The organism is Streptomyces sp. NPDC049915, from assembly GCF_040656475.1.
Taxonomy (GTDB): domain Bacteria; phylum Actinomycetota; class Actinomycetes; order Streptomycetales; family Streptomycetaceae; genus Streptomyces.
Genome location: NZ_JBFAMH010000013.1, coordinates 69983 through 87366, shown reverse-complemented (window position 1 = coordinate 87366; position 17384 = coordinate 69983). Strand labels below are relative to the sequence as shown.

Sequence of the window (17384 nt, the reverse complement as noted above, 5' to 3'; positions counted from 1 at the left end):
AGGTCGTACGTGGGGCACAGTCCGAGTCCGCGGCAGATCCCGGTCGTCGTGCTCGCCGGATTCCTCGGCTCCGGCAAGACCACCCTGCTCAACCACCTGCTGCACCGCAGCGGCGGCAGCCGTATCGGCGCGATCGTCAACGACTTCGGTGCCATCGAGATCGACGCCATGGCGGTGGCCGGCGCGCTCGGCGACTCCACCGTCTCGCTCGGCAACGGCTGTCTGTGCTGCGCCGTCGACGCCAGTGAACTTGATCAATATCTTGACCGGCTCGTCCAGCCGTCCCTCGGCATCGACGTCGTCGTGATCGAGGCCAGCGGCCTCGCCGAGCCGCAGGAACTCGTCCGCATGCTGCTGGCCAGCGAGAACCCCCGCGTCGTCTACGGCGGCCTCGTCGAGGTGGTGGACGCGGCGGAGTTCGACGACACCCGCGCCCGGCACCCCGAGATCGACCGGCACCTCGCCCTCGCCGACCTCGTCGTCGTGAACAAGCTCGACCGGACCGCCGACGGTGAGCGCGTCCTCGGGCTCGTCCGCTCCCTCACCGACCGGGCCGCTGTCGTACCCGCCACCTACGGCCGGATCGACCCGGAGTTCCTCTTCGACTGCCGTCCCGGCGAGGAGCGCATCGGGCAACTGTCCTTCGACGACCTGCACCATCATGACGACGACGAGACCGGCGGCCACGCCGGGCATCTGCACACCGGCTACGAGAGCCTCTCCTTCACGTCCGACCTGCCGCTGGAGCCCCGGCGGCTGATGGAGTTCCTCGACAGCCGCCCCGAGGGGCTGTACCGGATCAAGGGCTACGTCGACTTCGGACCGTACGACCGGCACAACCGGTACGCCGTGCACGCCGTCGGGCGGTTCCTGCGCTTCTACCCCGAGCCCTGGCCCGCGCCGGACGTCCGGCTCACGCAGCTCGTCCTCATCGGCGCGGGCATCGACGCGGACGCCCTCGCGGGGCAGCTCGACGCGTGCAAGAACGGCGCCCCACACGCCGACGAGCACGGCATGTGGGGCGTCCTTCGCTACGTCCGCGATCCCGAGGGCGAACCCGGCACCGTCGACGAGCCCCCGGCCGAGACCGACGAGCCCCCGGCCGAGACCGGCGAGCCCCCGGCCGAGACCGGCGAGCCCCCGGCCGAGACCGGCGAGCCGCCGGCCCAGACCGGTGAGGTGCCGGTCGAGACGGGCGAGCCCTCGGTTTAGACCGGCCCGGCCACCGCCGCCACCGTCTTCGGCAGGGACACGCCCGAGCCGTCGCGGCGCGGGTCGGGCTCGGGCAACTCGGCCGGGGTGCCGTTCTTCTGCGCCGCCCTGGCCGGCGCCGGGCCCGCCCAGGCCAGCGACAGGCAGTCCTCTCCCTTGAGGAACCGCTGGCAGCGCACCCCACCGGTGGCCCGGCCCTTGCGCGGATACTGGTCGAACGGGGTCACCTTGCCCGTCGTCTGCACGGAGTCGTCCAGCGTGCCGCGCGAGCCCGCGACCGTGAAGACGATCGCGTCGGCCGCCGGGTCCACCGCCGTGAACGAGATGACCTTGGCGCCGTCGGTGAGCTTGATGCCGGTCATGCCGCCCGCCGGCCGGCCCTGCGGACGGACCACGGACGCCTGGAAGCGCAGCAGCTGGGCGTCGTCCGTGATGAAGACCAGGTCCTCCTCACCCGTACTCAGCTCGACCGCGCCGACGATCCGGTCGCCCTCCTTGAGGGTGATGACCTCCAGCTCGTCCTTGTTGGCCGGGTAGTCGGGCACCACCCGCTTGACCACGCCCTGCTCGGTGCCGAGCGCCAGACCGGGGGAGGACTCGTCGAGCGTGGTCAGGCAGATCACCTGCTCGTCGTCCTCCAGCGAGACGAACTCCGACAGCGGGGCCCCGCCCGAGAGGTTCGGCGCGGACGCCGTGTCCGGCAGCTGCGGCAGGTCGACCACGTTGAGCCGCAGCAGCCGGCCCCCGGACGTGACCACACCGACCTCGCCGCGCGCCGTCGCCGGCACCGCCGAGACGATCACGTCGTGCTTGCTGCGCCGGCCATCGCCGTCATCGAACGGATCGGCGGTCGCGGTGCGGGCCAGCAGTCCGGTGGAGGACAGCAGCACCCGGCACGGGTCGTCGGCGACCTGCAGCGACACCGTGGCCGTCGGGGAGCCCGCGGACTCCAGCAGGACCGTACGCCGGTCGGTGCCGAACTTCTTGGCCACCGCGGCCAGTTCGTTGGAGACCAGCTTGCGCAGTTCGGCGTCCGAATCCAGGATCCGGGTCAGCTCCTCGATCTCCGCGTTCAGCCGGTCCTTCTCCGCCTCCAGCTCGATGCGGTCGTACTTGGTCAGCCGGCGCAGCGGCGTGTCGAGGATGTACTGGGTCTGGATCTCGCTGAGCGAGAAGCGCTCCATCAGGCGCTGCTTGGCCTGCGCGGAGTTCTCGCTGGAGCGGATCAGCCGGATGACCTCGTCGATGTCGACGAGCGCCGTCAGCAGGCCCTCCACCAGGTGCAGCCGGTCGCGCTTCTTGGTCCGGCGGAACTCCGAGCGGCGGCGGATGACCTCGAAGCGGTGGTCGAGATAGACCTCCAGCAGCTCCTTCAGGCCCAGCGTCAGCGGCTGGCCGTCGACCAGGGCGACGTTGTTGATGCCGAAGGACTCCTCCATCGGCGTCAGCTTGTAAAGCTGCTCCAGGACCGCCTCCGGCACGAAGCCGTTCTTGATCTCGATGACCAGGCGCAGTCCGTGCGCCCGGTCGGTGAGGTCCTTGACGTCGGCGATGCCCTGGAGCTTCTTCGAGCCGACCAGGTCCTTGATCTTGGCGATGACCTTCTCGGGGCCGACCGTGAAGGGCAGCTCCGTGACGATCAGGCCCTTGCGGCGCGCGGTGACGTCCTCCACGGTCACCGTCGCGCGCATCTTGAACGTGCCGCGGCCCGTCTCGTACGCGTCGCGGATGCCGGACAGGCCGACGATCCGGCCGCCCGTGGGCAGGTCGGGGCCCGGGACGTGCCTCATCAGCGCGTCGAGGTCGGCGTTCGGATGCCTGATCAGGTGCCGGGCGGCGGCGATCACCTCGCGCAGGTTGTGCGGCGGCATGTTCGTCGCCATGCCGACCGCGATCCCGGACGAGCCGTTGACCAGCAGGTTCGGGAAGGCGGCGGGCAGGGTGACCGGCTCGCGCTCCTGGCCGTCGTAGTTGGGCTGGAAGTCGACGGTGTCCTCGTCGATCGACTCCGTCATCAGCCCCGTGGCCTCGGCCATCCGGCACTCGGTGTACCGCATGGCGGCCGGCGGGTCGTCGTTGCCGAGCGAGCCGAAGTTGCCGTGGCCGTCGACCAGCGGCACGCGCATGGAGAAGGGCTGCGCCATACGCACCAGCGCGTCGTAGATCGACGCGTCGCCGTGCGGATGCAGCTTGCCCATGACTTCGCCGACGACGCGGGCGCACTTGACGTAGCCGCGCTCGGGGCGCAGTCCCATCTCGTTCATCTGGTAGACGATGCGGCGGTGCACCGGCTTGAGGCCGTCCCGGGCGTCCGGCAGGGCGCGGGAGTAGATGACCGAGTACGCGTACTCGAGGAAGGAGCCCTGCATCTCGTCGACGACGTCGATGTCGAGGATCTTCTCCTCGTAGTCGTCGGGCGGCGGGGTCTTCGTGCTGCGGCGGGCCATCGCTGCCTGGCTCCTTGCTGAAGCGTGAACGGTATCTGACGCGGACCATTGTGGACCGTGGGACTGACAAGCCGGGCGCGGACCCGGCCCCGGCGTACGAAGCAGTGCCCGCGCACCCGACTCCGGCTGCGTGAAGCGGCGCCCGTACACCCGGCCTTCCGGCACCGCGCGGCCGTAGGGGAGCGCCCGAGTCGGGGCGCCGGATCCCCGGCCGTGCCGACCCGCGCACGACGATCGTCCGCAGGCTACGCGATCTCGCTGTCGGCGTACCTCGTGCGGGAACTTCGCCGCCGGTCCGCGCGCTTGCATACAGTGGCAGGACGGCAGGAAACGCGCGGTTTCACGACCGCTTCCGCGATGGAAGGGACGTACATGCCCATGGGTCACACGGCTACAGCCGAGGCAGGCTCCGGCGGACTGACAGCAACCGAGCACCGCCTGGCCAACGGCCTGCGCGTGGTGCTCTCCGAGGACCACCTGACCCCGGTCGCGGCGGTGTGCCTCTGGTACGACGTCGGCTCGCGCCACGAAGTCAAGGGGCGTACGGGTCTGGCTCACCTTTTCGAGCACCTGATGTTCCAGGGCTCCGCCCAGGTCAAGGGCAACGGTCACTTCGAGCTGGTGCAGGGCGCCGGCGGGTCGCTGAACGGCACCACCAGCTTCGAGCGCACCAACTACTTCGAGACCATGCCCGCCCACCAGCTGGAGCTCGCGCTCTGGCTGGAGGCCGACCGCATGGGCTCCCTGCTGGCCGCCCTGGACGAGGAGTCCATGGAGAACCAGCGCGACGTCGTCAAGAACGAGCGCCGCCAGCGCTACGACAACGTCCCCTACGGCACCGCCTTCGAGCGGCTGACCGCCCTCGCCTACCCTGAGGGCCACCCCTACCACCACACCCCGATCGGCTCCATGGCGGACCTGGACGCGGCCACCCTCGAGGACGCCCGCCACTTCTTCCGCACCTACTACGCGCCGAACAACGCGGTCCTGTCGGTCGTCGGCGACATCGACCCGGAGCAGACCCTCGCCTGGGTCGAGAAGTACTTCGGCTCCATCCCCGCCCACGACGGCAAGCCCGAGCCGCGCGACGGCACGCTGCCCGAGGTCATCGGCCGGCAGCTGCGCGAGGTCGTCCGCGAGGAGGTCCCCGCGCGGGCCCTGATGGGCGCCTACCGGCTGCCGCACGACGGCACACGCGCGTGCGACGCGGCGGACCTCGCGCTGACGATCCTCGGCGGCGGTGAGTCCTCCCGCCTGTACAACCGGCTGGTGCGCCGGGACCGTACGGCTGTCGCGGCCGGCTTCGGGCTGCTGCGCCTCGCCGGGGCGCCCTCCCTGGGCTGGCTGGACGTGAAGACGTCCGGTGACGTCGAGGTGCCGGTCATCGAGGCCGCGATCGACGAGGAGCTCGCCCGGTTCGCCGCGCAGGGCCCCACGGCCGAGGAGATGGAACGCGCGCAGGCCCAGTTGGAGCGCGAGTGGCTGGACCGGCTCGGTACCGTCGCCGGCCGCGCCGACGAACTGTGCCGCTACGCCGTCCTGTTCGGTGACCCGCAGCTCGCCCTCACCGCCGTTCAGCGCGTGCTCGAGGTGACGCCCGAGGAGGTGCAGGAGGTCGCCAAGGCCCGCCTGCGCCCCGAAAACCGCGCGGTGCTCGTGTACGAGCCGAAGACCCCGGAGGCCGCACCGGACGCCGATGTGCCCGAGGACCCTGAGCAGGAAGCGACCGTAGAGGCCGGCGACAAGAACGAGGAGACGGCCAAGTGACCGAGCTCGCCACGATGGACTTCCACCCCCAGCCCCAGGCGGGCGAGGCCAGGCCGTGGGCTTTCCCGGCCCCCGAGCGCGGCACGCTCGACAACGGCCTGACGGTGCTGCGCTGCCACCGCCCCGGCCAGCAGGTCGTCGCCGTCGAGGTGCTCCTGGACGCGCCCCTGGACGCCGAGCCCGCCGGCCTGGACGGCGTCGCCACGATCATGGCGCGCGCCTTCTCCGAGGGCACGGACAAGCACTCCGCCGAGGAGTTCGCCGCCGAGCTGGAGCGCGCCGGCGCCACCCTCGACGCGCACGCCGACCACCCGGGCGTCCGCCTCAGCCTGGAGGTGCCCGCCTCACGGCTGGCCAAGGGCCTCGGCCTGCTCGCCGACGCCCTCAGGGCGCCCGCCTTCGCCGACAGCGAGATCGAACGGCTGGTGCGCAACCGCCTCGACGAGATCCCGCACGAGCTGGCCAGCCCGGCCCGCCGCGCCGCCAAGGAGATGTCCAAGGAGCTCTTCCCGGCGGACTCCCGCATGTCGCGCCCGCGTCAGGGCACCGAGGAGACGGTCGCAGCCGTCGACGCGGCCGCCGTACGCGCCTTCTACGAGCGGCACGTGCGCCCCGCCACCGCGACCGCGGTGGTCGTCGGCGATCTGACCGGCCTCGACCTCGACGACCTCCTCGGTGACACCGTGGGCGCCTGGACGGGCTCGCGCACCGAGCCGCGCCCCGTGCCCGCGGTGACCGCCGACGACACCGGCCGCGTCGTCATCGTCGACCGCCCCGGCGCCGTCCAGACGCAGCTGCTCATCGGCCGGATCGGCCCCGACCGGCACGACCGCGTGTGGCCCGCCCAGGTGCTCGGCACGTACTGCCTGGGCGGCACCCTCACCTCCCGCCTGGACCGCGTCCTGCGCGAGGAGAAGGGCTACACGTACGGCGTGCGCGCCTTCAGCCAGGTGCTGCGCTCCGCCCCCGACGGCACGGGCGCGGCGATGCTCGCCATCAGCGGCTCCGTGGACACGCCGAACACCGGTCCGGCGCTGCACGACCTCTTCACGGTGCTGCGCACCCTGGCGGCGGACGGCCTGACGGACGCCGAGCGCGACGTCGCCGTGCAGAACCTCGTCGGGGTGGCCCCGCTGAAGTACGAGACCGCGGCCGCCGTCGCGGGCACGCTCGCCGACCAGGTCGAGCAGCATCTGCCCGACGACTACCAGGCGACCCTGTACCGGCAGCTCGCCGCGACCGGCACCGTGGAGGCCACGGCGGCGGTCGTGAACGCCTTCCCCGTGAACCGTCTGGTGATCGTCCTGGTCGGGGACGCGGCGCAGATCAAGGAGCCCGTCGAGGCCCTCGGGATCGGCGACGTCACGGTGGTGAGCGCGGAGTAGCCGCACACGCGCGTGGGGCCCTGGTGTCTGACGGAGCACCAGGGCCCTTGCCGTGCCCCCGGGGCTGTTTGTGATTGAAGGCGCCGCATCCCACATATGCCCGAATTGGGGCGGAGGTTGCCTTTCTGGCCTGTGGGATGCGCTACAAAACGCCTGTTTCGTTTGAGGATTGAAGGTCGATCACCGTAGCTTCGTCCGGGCTGTCCGTCAGGCATAGCGCCGCACCCGCGGCACCGGACAGTCATCGCCGAGTCCCCGTACGGCGCGAGCCAGGGGAGCCGGGGACCCACACGTCCCTGGGGTGAATCGGGCGCCCGCGAGGGTGCTCGTAGGAGACCTTCCTGCTCCGAACCCGTCAGCTAACCCGGTAGGCGAGAGGGAAGGAAAGGACAAGCCACCACATGGCGTTCGTCAGCGCCACCGGGAAGCACCGTCGTCCCAGCCGGATGAAGCGCACCACCGCGCAGGCCGCCGGAATCGCCGCGCTCACCACCACCGGCGTCATCGGCACCCTCGCGGCCCCCGCCCTCGCCGCCGACACCTCCGCCGAGCAGACCGGTCTGCTCCCCGTGATCAGCGTCGACGACTCGCTCGCCGCCCAGATCGACGCCCAGGCGGAGGCCCAGAAGCAGGCCGCCGAGCAGAAGGCCATCGAGGAGGCCGCACGCGAGGCCGCCGCCGAGCGCGCCCACGAGGCCAAGGAGCGCGCCGCCCGTGAGGCCGAGCGCAAGCGCCTGACCACCTTCGTGGCCCCGATCGCGCACTCCTACGTCTCCACCGGTTACGAGGCCAGCAGCTCCCTGTGGTCCTCCGGCCACCACACCGGCATCGACTTCCACGCCGCCACCGGCACCACCGTGCACGCGGTGGGCTTCGGCACCGTCGTCGAGACCGGCTGGGGCGGCGCCTACGGCAACCAGATCGTCATCCGCATGCACGACGGCACGTACACCCAGTACGGGCACCTGTCGTCGATCGGTGTCGTGGTCGGCCAGCAGGTCGTCGCCGGCCAGCAGATCGGCCTGTCCGGCGCGACCGGCAACGTCACCGGCCCGCACCTGCACTTCGAGGCGCGCACCAGCCCCGAGTACGGCTCCGACATGGACCCGATCGCCTATCTGCGTGCGCACGGCGTGAACGTCTGACACCCGAGCACGGCACCCACTCCGGGAAGCCCCGGCGCATCGCGCCGGGGCTTTCTCCGTTTTCCGGCCCTTCGTCCCCGCCTCTTCATACCCGCCTCTTCGTCCCGGAGAACCCCGGCGAGGTGACCAAAAAATATCCATGGAATCCGGCCTGCCGTCGGAAATTCGGCCCCCTTGGAATAGAGTCACGGAACACGCGTCCATCGTCGGCGTTTCACGGGGATCAAGGCGGAGGTCGGACATGCGTATTCCGGCGCACTCGGTGTGCACGGCGATCCGGGACGACATCGTCGCCGGTGTCCATGAGCGCGGCAGCCGGCTCACCGAGGAACTCCTCGCCCGCCGGTACGGCGTCTCCCGGGTGCCCGTGCGGGAGGCGTTGCGCACCCTGGAGGCCGAGGGCTTCGTCGTGACGCGACGGCACGCGGGCGCGTGCGTGGCCGAGCCCACCGAGCAGGAAGCGGCCGACCTGCTGGAGATGCGGATGCTGCTGGAGCCGCTCGGTGTGGCGCGGGCCGCCCAGCGGCGTACCGAGGCGCATCTGAAGGTGCTGCGCGGCCTGGTGCGGCTCGGTCAGGACCGGGCCAGGCACGGAACCGGCGACGACCTGCGCTCCCTGGGCGGCTGGTTCCACGAGACGCTCGTCCAGGCGTGCGGCAGCCAGGCGCTGACCGCCACGCTCACTCAGCTGCGCCACAAGATCGCCTGGATGTACGCCGTGGAGCCGTCGGCCGACCCCGTCAGGTCCTGGGCCGAGCACGGCGCGATCGCGGACGCGGTGGCGCGCGGCGACGGGGAACGCGCGCGTGCGGTCGCCGCCCTGCACACCGAGCGTTCCACCGCCGCGTACCGGCTGCGCTTCTTCGGCGGAGACCGACCCGAGCGTGTGAGAAGTTCGCAACACCCCGTAAACACGTCGGGCCTACGGCATTAACACGCGCGCCGTATACAAAGAGAGGGATATGTGCGCCCGCTGAAAGGGGTGCCATTTTATCGGGCTCGCCTTTTCCCTCGTGCCGTCAATTTCCGTCCGCGTCGCCTCATGGTGGACGGGAAAAGCGAAGCCGCGCCGGCCCTGAAAGGACGACGCGGCTTCTTTTATGCGTGACTCGGACGGTCAGGCGTGACTCAGACGGTCTCGGGGAGCTCCTCGAGCCCCTCGGAGACCAGCTTCGCCAGACGGTCCAGGGCGGCGTCCGCGCCCTCGGCGTCGGAGGCGAGGACGATCTCCTCGCCACCCTGGGCGCCCAGGCCGAGGACGGCCAGCATGGAGGCCGCGTTGACCGGGGTGCCGCCGGCCTTGGCGATCGTCACCGGGACGCCTGCGGCCGTGGCGGCTCGGACGAAGATGGAGGCGGGGCGGGCATGGAGGCCCTCGGCCCAGCCGACGTTGACGCGGCGCTCAGCCATGTGTTGCTGCCCTTCAGTTTCTCAGGGTTGTCTAGACCAGTTTCCCATATGGTGAAGCATGCCCGGAGAGGTCCTGCGACCCCATCCGGACGCGATCACCGGGCCGCGGCCTCGACCCGGCATCCGTCCTCCACAGAGTGCCCCGCGCCGTTGTCGTACGCGAGCCGTACTCTGGGCCCCATGCAGAGCGCGTCGGACAGGCAGGAGTACCCCGCTCACTGGGAGGCCGACGTGGTGCTGCGCGACGGCGGCACCGCGCGGATCCGCCCCATCACCGTCGATGACGCGGACCGCTTGGTCAGCTTCTACGAGCAGGTGTCGGACGAGTCGAAGTACTACCGCTTCTTCGCGCCCTACCCGCGTCTGTCCGCGAAGGACGTCCACCGCTTCACACACCACGACTTTGTGGACAGGGTGGGACTCGCGGCCACGATCGGCGGCGAGTTCATCGCCACCGTACGCTACGACCGGATCGGCGTGAACGGAATGCCCGCGTCCGCACCGGCCGACGAGGCCGAGGTCGCCTTCCTCGTCCAGGACGCCCATCAGGGCCGCGGCGTCGCCTCCGCCCTGCTCGAACACATCGCCGCCGTCGCCCGCGAGCGCGGCATCCGCCGCTTCGCCGCCGAGGTGCTGCCCGCCAACACCAAGATGATCAAGGTGTTCACGGACGCCGGGTACACCCAGAAGCGCAGCTTCGAGGACGGCGTCGTGCGCCTGGAGTTCGATCTCGAGCCCACCGAGCGCTCCCTCGCCGTGCAGTACGCGCGCGAACAGCGCGCCGAGGGCCGCTCCGTGCAGAGGCTGCTGATGCCCGGCTCGGTCGCCGTGGTCGGGGCCGGTCGCACCCCCGGCGGCGTCGGCCGCAGCATCCTCGCCAACCTCCGCGAGGCCGGCTACACCGGCCGTCTGCACGCCGTGAACCGCGCCTTCGGGCCCGACATCACCGAACTCGACGGCGTCCCCGCCCACCGCTCCGTGCGGGAGATCGAGGGCCCGGTCGACCTCGCCGTCGTCGCCGTACCCGCCGGCCATGTGCCGCAGGTCGTCACCGAGTGCGGCGAGCACGGCGTGCAGGGACTCGTGGTGATCTCCGCCGGATACGCCGAGAGCGGCCCCGAGGGACGCGAGCGCCAGCGCGAACTCGTCCGGCAGGCGCGCACGTACGGCATGCGGATCATCGGCCCGAACGCCTTCGGCGTGATCAACACCTCGGCGGCCGTCCGGCTGAACGCCTCCCTGGCGCCCGAGATGCCGCGCCCCGGCCGCATCGGCCTGTTCGCCCAGTCCGGGGCCATCGGCATCGCCCTGCTGTCCCGGCTGCACCGGCGCGGCGGCGGCGTCACGGGCGTCACGGGCGTGTCGACGTTCGTCTCCTCCGGCAACCGCGCGGACGTCTCCGGCAACGACGTCCTGCAGTACTGGTACGACGACCCGGACACCGACGTCGTCCTGATGTACCTGGAGTCCATCGGCAACCCACGCAAGTTCACCCGCCTCGCCCGGCGCACCGCGGCCGCCAAGCCGCTGGTCGTCGTCCAGGGCTCCGGATCCGCGCCCCAGGGACACGCCGTACGGGCGACGCGCCTGCCGCCCGCCACGGTGTCCGCGCTGCTGCGCCAGGCCGGCGTGATCCGCGTCGACACGATCACCGAGCTGGTCGACGCCGGACTGCTGCTCGCCCGCCAGCCGCTGCCCGCCGGCCCGCGTGTGGCGATCCTCGGCAACTCCGAGTCCCTCGGCGTGCTGACGTACGACCAGTGCCTGGCCGCCGGACTGCGCCCGCACCGCCCGCTGGACCTCACCACCGCCGCCTCCGCGGAGGACTTCCGCGCGGCACTGGCGCGGGCACTCGCCGACGACACCTGCGACGCGGTCGTCGTGACCGCCATCCCGGCGATCGGCGAAGGCTCACCGGGAGACGCCGAGCTGGCGCAGGCGCTGCGCTCCGCCGCGGCGGCCGTGCCGGGCAAGCCGGTACTGGTGGTGCACGTCGAGCTGGGTGGCCTGGCGGAGGCCCTCTCGGCCGCGGCGAGCACGGCACCACAGACGGACACCCGCGTGCCGCCCACGCCGGGCCGGAGCGGCGCTCCGAGCCAGAACGGCACACCGGGCGCGCCGGTCCCGGAAAGCACGGTCCCGGCAGGCCCGGGTGCCACGCGCGTGCCCGCCACGCCCGCCCGGGACGTGTCTCCCGCCGATTCCCGGGCCCCCGCCGAACTCCCAGCTCACCTCGGCACCCCCGAAGACACCCACCTCATCCCCGCCTACCCCGCCGCCGAGCGGGCCGTCCGAGCCCTCGCCGAGGCCGTCCGGTACGCGCAGTGGCGGCGCGAGGCCATCGACCCCGGCAAGGTCCCCGAGTACGACGACATCGACGTCAAGGGCGCCGCCCGCCGGATCGACGCCCTGCTCGCCCGCGGACAGGGCCTCACCCTCTCCACCGAGGACACCTGCGAACTGCTCGGCCGGTACGGCGTCCACGTCCGCCGCGCCCTGCCCGCACCCACCCCGGACGACGCCGCCGAGGCCGCCCGCGCCCTCGGCTACCCGGTCGCCCTCAAGGCCACCGCCCCGCACCTCAGGCACCGCGCCGACCTCGGCGGCGTACGCCTCGACCTGGCCGACGAGGAGCAACTGCGGCGCGCCTACGCGGAATTGACCGACCTGTTCGGCAAGCCGGAGGAGCTGCGGCCGGTCGTGCAGGGCATGGCACCGCGCGGCGTCGACACCGTCGTACGGGCGGTCATCGACCCGGCCGCCGGAGCCGTGCTCTCCTTCGGCCTCGCCGGAGCGGCCTCCCAGCTGCTCGGCGACATGGCGCACCGGCTCATACCGGTCACCGACCGGGACGCGACCTCGCTGGTCCGCTCGATCCGCACCGCCCCGCTGCTGTTCGGCTGGCGCGGCTCGACACCGGTGGACACGCCCGCCCTGGAGGAACTGCTGCTGCGGGTCTCCCGGCTGGTCGACGACCACCCGGAGGTCGTCGCGGTCACCCTCGAACCCGTCGTCGTCGCCCCGCACGGCCTGAGCGTGCTCGGCGCCTCGGTACGACTGGCACCGCCCCCCGCCCGCGACGACCTCGGCCCCCGCACGCTCCCGGCGTACTGACGACCCGGGCCCCGGCCCCGTCCCCGCACCTCGCCCAGGCACATCACAGCCCCCGCGGGTCCCTGCCGGGGCCGCCGGAACCCCGTAACGGTTCCCTCGCAGTCAGTGGTCCCCCGTAGGATGGGGCGCATGGCCAAGACCAGTACGACGACCCAGGGGCTGCGTGCGGCGATCGAGCGCAGCGGCTACTACCCGGCCCTCGTGGCCGAGGCGGTGGAGGCCGCCGTGGGCGGCGAGCCCATCCGGTCGTACCTGGTCCACCAGGAGACCACCTTCGACCAGAACGAGGTGCGGCGGCACGTGACCGTGCTCGTCCTCACCGGCACGCGCTTCCTCGTCAGCCACACCGACGAGCAGAGCGCCGACAGCACGTCCCCGACGCCGTACGCCACGACGTCCACCGAGTCCGTCAAAATCGACCGGATCTCGTCGGTCGTGGTCAGCCGCGTCGTCGCCAACCCCGAGTCGTACACCCCGGGCACGCTGCCCCGCGAGGTCGTGCTGACCATCGGCTGGGGCGCCGTCTCCCGCATCGACCTGGAGCCCGCCGCCTGCGGCGACCCCAACTGCGACGCCGACCACGGCTACACCGGCAACTCCACCGCGGACGACCTGAGCCTGCGTGTCAGCGAGGCGGGGGACGGCCCGGAGACCGTCCGCCAGACGCTCGCCTTCGCCCAGGCGATCTCCGAGGCCACGGCGGACATCACCCGCTGATGGTCCACACCGCCTGGGAACCGCACCCCGAACCCCTCGCCCTGGCCTCCGCTCCCGTCCCCGAGTACGGCAGCGGTTCCCTGGCCGACGTACTCCCCACCCTCGCCGCCGGCATGGGCGTACCCGGCATGACTGCGGCCATCCCCGAGCTCACGCCGGCCGACCGGAACTGCGTCTTCCTCATCGACGGCCTCGGCTGGGAGCAGCTGCGAGCCCACCGGGACGAGGCGCCGTTCCTCACCTCCCTGATGGCCGCCTCGCGCGGCGGCACCGGCCGCCCCGTCACCGCGGGCTACCCGGCCACCACCGCCGTCTCCCTCGCCTCCGTCGGCACCGGCCTGCCCCCGGGACGGCACGGCCTGCCCGGCTACACCGCCCGCAACCCGGCCACCGGCGAGCTGATGAACCAGCTGCGCTGGCAGCCCTGGACCCCGCCGCGCCCCTGGCAGCCGTACCCAACGGTCTTCCAGCAGGCCCACGAGGCCGGTGTGCACGCCGCCCAGGTGTCGTCGCCCACCTTCCAGAACACCCCGCTGACCAAGGTCGCCCTCAGCGGCGGGACGTTCCACGGGCGGCTCACCGGCGAGGAGCGCATGGACCTCGCGGCCGAGCAACTGGCCGCCGCCGACCGCTCCCTGGTCTACACGTACTACGCCGAACTCGACGGCTCCGGCCACCGCTACGGCGTCGCCTCCGACACCTGGCGCGGCCAGCTGATGTACGTCGACCGGCTCGCCCAGCGGCTGGCCGAGCAGCTCCCACCGCGCAGCGCGCTGTACATCACGGCCGACCACGGCATGGTCGACATCCCGTTCGACGAGGACCACCGCATCGACTTCGACGAGGACTGGGAGCTGCGCGCCGGCGTCGCCCTGCTCGGCGGCGAGGGCCGCGCCCGGCACGTCTACGCCGTCTCCGGGGCCGAGAACGACGTGCTCACCTGCTGGCGCGAGGTGCTCGGCGACCGGTTCTGGGTGGCGTCCCGGGACGAGGCGATCGCGGCCGGCTGGTTCGGCCCGCACATCGACGACCGGGTGTACGCACGCCTCGGCGACGTCGTCGCGGCCGCGCACGACGACGTGCTCCTCATCGCCTCCGAGCGGGAGCCCAACGAGTCGGCGATGGTCGGCAACCACGGCTCGATGACCCCTGCCGAGCAGCTGGTGCCGTTGCTCGAAGTACGCTCCTGAAGGCCCACTCGTCCCCCTCCCCGCCGAAAGGTGCTCATCCCCCCATGCCCGAGCTGGTCTTCTTCTCCGGAACGATGGACTGCGGGAAGTCGACGCTGGCTCTCCAGATCGAGCACAACCGTTCCGCCCGCGGCCTGGTGGGCATGATCTTCACCCGTGACGACCGCGCCGGCGAGGGCAAGCTGTCCTCCCGCCTCGGCCTGGTCACGGACGCGGTGGAGGTCGTGGACGGCATGGACCTGTACGCCTATGTCATCGACCACCTCTCGCACGGCGGGCGCGTGGACTACGTGATCGCGGACGAGGCGCAGTTCCTGGTGCCCGAGCAGATCGACCAGCTCGCGCGCGTCGTCGACGACCTCGAGCTCGACGTCTACGCCTTCGGCATCACCACGGACTTCCGCTCCAAGCTCTTCCCCGGCTCGCAGCGGCTGGTGGAGCTGGCCGACCGGGTGGAGGTGCTCCAGGTGGAGGCGCTGTGCTGGTGCGGCGCCCGCGCCACGCACAACGCGCGCACGGTGGGCGGCGTGATGGTCGTCGAGGGCGCCCAGGTCGTCGTCGGCGACGTCAACCGCTCGGCCGACGAGATCGGCTACGAGGTGCTGTGCCGCCGTCACCACCGCCGCCGAATGACGGCCGCGACGGCCCACGCGGCGGCCCTGTCGCCGGACGTCCTGCCGGTCTCACCGGCCTGAGCCCGCGGCTCTCTCCTGCCCGAGCCGCGGCTTTCTCGTGCCCGGCCTGCGCGATCTGCCCGAGCCACGCGGTCTGCCTGAACCACGCGGTCTGGCCGACCTACGCGGGCGCACCGTCCGGCGGCTGGAGCAGCGAGAAGCGCGCCCCCTCCGGGTCGCACACCGCTGCCATGCGCCCGAACGCGCTGTCGCGCACCGGGCCGAGGACACGGCCGCCGAGTTCGGCGACCCGGGTCAGAGCCGCGTCCACGTCGGCCACCTGGAAGTACGTCATCCAGTGCGGACCTCGGTCGTGCGGCAGCGCGTGGCCCACCCCGCGGACACCGGCGACCGGCCGGCCGCCGACGCGCAGGACCACGCGGTCCTCGTCGGCGGAGGCCCGCGGCTCCTCCTCGTAGCCGAACACCGTCTCGTAGAACTTGGCGGTGTTCTCCGTCTCGAACGTCACCAGCTCGTTCCAGACGGGCGTGCCGGGTACGCCGGTGAGGCCGGTGCCGAGATGCGCCGAGGCCTGCCAGATGCCGAACACCGCGCCGGACGGGTCGGAGCCGATCGCCATCCGCCCCGCCTCGGCGGCGTCCAGCGGACCGACGCCGATGGTGCCGCCGCACATCCGGGCCGTCTCGGCGGTGAGGTCCACGTCGTCGGAGGCCAGGTACGGCGTCCAGGCGATGGGCAGATGACGGTCGGGCGGCAGCTGTCCGATGCCGGCCACCTCACGGCCGTCGAGGAGGGCCCGCACGTACGGGCCGAGTTGCTGCGGGCCCGGCTGGAACTCCCAGCCGAACAGCTCCGAGTAGAACTCCTGGGTCGCGGCCACCCCGTGCACCATCAGACTCACCCAGCAGGGTGTTCCCGGTGCGTACCGAGCGTGCGCTTCACCGTTCCGGTCGGCCGACCCGCCTGCCTCGGTCATCGTCACTCTCTTCTCGGCCCCTCGCGGCGGCCGTGTCCAATCCGCTCACCGGACGCGTGCGGGATACGCACACCAGCCGCGGCCGGGCCCGCCACGCGCGGTACGGGGCGGTCGGGACGTCGGGCTGTGCCCGGAGCGCGGTCTCCCGCGCGTCGCGGTGTACCGGCGGCGGGTGTCGATGGATGGTACGGCATGTGCTCGATCACGTACGCATCGTGACCGAGCCTGTCCGGCCGAGCACAGTAGCCGGACATGGGCGATGCGGCCACCCCGTGCGCAAGGATGGGGTCATGAACGCCATCATCTCCGCATCCGAACTCGCCGGTGAGTTGACCGGCGAGAACCCGCCGGTCCTGCTGGACGTCCGCTGGCAGCTGAGCGTGGCCAAGGCGGCCGGCGAACCGCCCTTCGACGGCCGCGCCGAGTACGAGAAAGGGCACATCCCCGGCGCCGTCTTCGTCGACCTGGACCGCGAGTTGGCCGCCGCCCCCGGCCCGGCCGGCCGCCACCCGCTGCCCGGCCTCGACGTCTTCGGTACGGCGATGCGCCGGGCCGGCGTGTCCGCACAGCGGCCCGTGGTCGTGTACGACGGCGGGCAGGGCTGGGCGGCGGCACGCGCGTGGTGGCTGCTGCGCTACACGGGTCACCCGGATGTGAGGGTCCTCGACGGCGGGTTGACGGCATGGAAGGGCCGGCTGGAGACGGCGGTGCCGCAGCCGCCGGAGGGCGACTTCGAACCGGTTCCCGGAGCCGTGCGGCGGCTGGACGCGGACGAGGCGGCCGCGCTCGCCCGCTCCGGCCTGTTGTTCGACGCCCGGGCGGGAGAGCGGTACCGGGGCGAGGTGGAGCCGATCGACCGGATCGGCGGTCACATCCCCGGCGCGGTGTCGGCGCCGACCACGGACAACGTCGGCCCCGACGGCCTCTTCCTGCCCGCCGAGGAGCTGAGCGCCCGCTTCAAGGCCCTCGGAGCCGCCGACGACACCGAGGTCGGGGTCTACTGCGGCTCGGGCGTCTCCGCGGCGCACGAGGTGCTGGCGCTGGCCGTGGCGGGCATCCCGGCGGCCCTGTACGTCGGTTCGTGGTCGGAGTGGTCGTCGGACCCCGACCGGCCGGTGGCGGTGGGGCCGGACCCGCAGTGATCAGGTGGCGTCGGGGCGGGTTCTCCGCCCCGGCTCGCGCGACACGACGAGCACGCGCGCGTGGAGCGGTGACGTCGGCCGCGTGAGCGTTGTGCCCTGCCGGGAGCGCCTGCGCGCGCATGCGGCCGTGGCGTCATGGAGGCGCCCCGAGAGGCTGCACGCGGACGCCGGGGCGAGCGCGTCCAGCGTTCCGGCTTCGGGCCGTACCGCCCGAGGCGCCCGCGCGGCCGTCGTCGTACCGCCT

General features: G+C 72.3%; 13 protein-coding genes and 1 riboswitch. Of the genes, 10 read left to right on the top strand and 3 right to left on the bottom strand.

Translation table 11 applies throughout. The annotated features are described in order from the left end of the window. Window positions 1-9: 9 nt before the first annotated feature. Window positions 10-1212: a GTP-binding protein gene (locus tag AB0J12_RS22980; protein ID WP_363266219.1), complete on the top strand. Its 1203-nt coding sequence runs from the start codon at window positions 10-12 to the stop codon at window positions 1210-1212. Here AB0J12_RS22980 and AB0J12_RS22975 read toward each other — a convergent pair. Beyond that, complete coding sequence (locus AB0J12_RS22975) at window positions 1209-3659, bottom strand: DNA topoisomerase IV subunit A (protein ID WP_363266218.1); 2451 nt, start codon at window positions 3657-3659, stop codon at window positions 1209-1211. The two genes, AB0J12_RS22980 and AB0J12_RS22975, sit on opposite strands and share 4 nt — an antisense overlap. A gap of 372 nt (window positions 3660-4031) precedes the next feature. On the opposite strand from AB0J12_RS22975, the gene AB0J12_RS22970 reads away from it, so the two are divergent. The 4 genes from AB0J12_RS22970 (at window position 4032) to AB0J12_RS22955 (ending at window position 8890) form a co-directional block, all read left to right on the top strand. Then, entirely contained in the window at window positions 4032-5426 is a 1395-nt protein-coding gene (locus tag AB0J12_RS22970) for a pitrilysin family protein (RefSeq protein ID WP_363266217.1), read from the top strand. Beyond that, window positions 5423-6811 carry a pitrilysin family protein gene (locus AB0J12_RS22965; RefSeq protein ID WP_363266216.1) on the top strand — a complete coding sequence of 463 codons (1389 nt, stop codon included), beginning with the start codon at window positions 5423-5425 and terminating at the stop codon, window positions 6809-6811. The genes AB0J12_RS22970 and AB0J12_RS22965 overlap by 4 nt, the downstream gene beginning before the upstream one ends. A gap of 235 nt (window positions 6812-7046) precedes the next feature. Then, window positions 7047-7200: riboswitch (cyclic di-AMP (ydaO/yuaA leader) on the top strand. Window positions 7201-7212: 12 nt separating this feature from the next. Continuing rightward, on the top strand, window positions 7213-7956 hold the full coding sequence (locus AB0J12_RS22960; RefSeq protein WP_363266215.1) for a M23 family metallopeptidase: 744 nt from the start codon (window positions 7213-7215) through the stop codon (window positions 7954-7956). A 241-nt stretch (window positions 7957-8197) separates the two neighbouring features. Further along, a complete protein-coding gene (locus AB0J12_RS22955; RefSeq protein ID WP_363266214.1) occupies window positions 8198-8890 on the top strand; it encodes a GntR family transcriptional regulator in 693 nt (230 codons plus the stop codon). A gap of 194 nt (window positions 8891-9084) precedes the next feature. Here AB0J12_RS22955 and AB0J12_RS22950 read toward each other — a convergent pair whose 3' ends face one another. Then, window positions 9085-9366 carry an HPr family phosphocarrier protein gene (locus tag AB0J12_RS22950; RefSeq protein ID WP_030235221.1) on the bottom strand — a complete coding sequence of 94 codons (282 nt, stop codon included), beginning with the start codon at window positions 9364-9366 and terminating at the stop codon, window positions 9085-9087. Between the two features lie 180 nt (window positions 9367-9546). Between AB0J12_RS22950 and AB0J12_RS22945 the strand changes: the two genes are divergently transcribed. From AB0J12_RS22945 to AB0J12_RS22930, 4 genes are all read left to right on the top strand, one after another. Beyond that, window positions 9547-12480 (top strand): GNAT family N-acetyltransferase, encoded by a 2934-nt coding sequence (locus tag AB0J12_RS22945; RefSeq protein ID WP_363266213.1) that lies wholly within the window; start codon window positions 9547-9549, stop codon window positions 12478-12480. Window positions 12481-12609: 129 nt separating this feature from the next. Continuing rightward, a complete protein-coding gene (locus AB0J12_RS22940) occupies window positions 12610-13197 on the top strand; it encodes a DUF5998 family protein (protein WP_363266212.1) in 588 nt (195 codons plus the stop codon). Next, complete coding sequence (locus tag AB0J12_RS22935; RefSeq protein WP_363266211.1) at window positions 13197-14387, top strand: nucleotide pyrophosphatase/phosphodiesterase family protein; 1191 nt, start codon at window positions 13197-13199, stop codon at window positions 14385-14387. The genes AB0J12_RS22940 and AB0J12_RS22935 overlap by 1 nt, the downstream gene beginning before the upstream one ends. Window positions 14388-14431: 44 nt before the next feature. After that, the gene (locus AB0J12_RS22930) at window positions 14432-15082 is read left to right on the top strand and encodes a thymidine kinase (RefSeq protein WP_363266210.1); all 651 of its coding nucleotides are present in this window, start codon (window positions 14432-14434) and stop codon (window positions 15080-15082) included. A 100-nt stretch (window positions 15083-15182) separates the two neighbouring features. Here AB0J12_RS22930 and AB0J12_RS22925 read toward each other — a convergent pair whose 3' ends face one another. After that, window positions 15183-15998, bottom strand: coding sequence for a VOC family protein (locus AB0J12_RS22925; RefSeq protein WP_363266209.1), 816 nt, complete (start codon window positions 15996-15998; stop codon window positions 15183-15185). Window positions 15999-16288: 290 nt separating this feature from the next. Here AB0J12_RS22925 and AB0J12_RS22920 point away from each other — a divergent pair, with 290 nt between their 5' ends. Then, the gene (locus AB0J12_RS22920) at window positions 16289-17140 is read left to right on the top strand and encodes a sulfurtransferase (RefSeq protein WP_363266208.1); all 852 of its coding nucleotides are present in this window, start codon (window positions 16289-16291) and stop codon (window positions 17138-17140) included. Window positions 17141-17384: the final 244 nt, after the last annotated feature.

Excerpts from the sequence above, each read along its gene's own strand:
- AB0J12_RS22975 (WP_363266218.1), bottom strand. The coding sequence starts at position 3,659 with ATGGCCCGCCGCAGCACGAAGACCCCGCCGCCCGACGACTACGAGGAG.
- AB0J12_RS22970 (WP_363266217.1), top strand. The coding sequence starts at position 4,032 with ATGCCCATGGGTCACACGGCTACAGCCGAGGCAGGCTCCGGCGGACTG.
- AB0J12_RS22960 (WP_363266215.1), top strand. The coding sequence starts at position 7,213 with ATGGCGTTCGTCAGCGCCACCGGGAAGCACCGTCGTCCCAGCCGGATG.
- AB0J12_RS22955 (WP_363266214.1), top strand. The coding sequence starts at position 8,198 with ATGCGTATTCCGGCGCACTCGGTGTGCACGGCGATCCGGGACGACATC.
- AB0J12_RS22950 (WP_030235221.1), bottom strand. The coding sequence starts at position 9,366 with ATGGCTGAGCGCCGCGTCAACGTCGGCTGGGCCGAGGGCCTCCATGCC.
- AB0J12_RS22945 (WP_363266213.1), top strand. The coding sequence starts at position 9,547 with ATGCAGAGCGCGTCGGACAGGCAGGAGTACCCCGCTCACTGGGAGGCC.
- AB0J12_RS22940 (WP_363266212.1), top strand. The coding sequence starts at position 12,610 with ATGGCCAAGACCAGTACGACGACCCAGGGGCTGCGTGCGGCGATCGAG.
- AB0J12_RS22935 (WP_363266211.1), top strand. The coding sequence starts at position 13,197 with ATGGTCCACACCGCCTGGGAACCGCACCCCGAACCCCTCGCCCTGGCC.
- AB0J12_RS22930 (WP_363266210.1), top strand. The coding sequence starts at position 14,432 with ATGCCCGAGCTGGTCTTCTTCTCCGGAACGATGGACTGCGGGAAGTCG.
- AB0J12_RS22925 (WP_363266209.1), bottom strand. The coding sequence starts at position 15,998 with ATGACCGAGGCAGGCGGGTCGGCCGACCGGAACGGTGAAGCGCACGCT.
- AB0J12_RS22920 (WP_363266208.1), top strand. The coding sequence starts at position 16,289 with ATGAACGCCATCATCTCCGCATCCGAACTCGCCGGTGAGTTGACCGGC.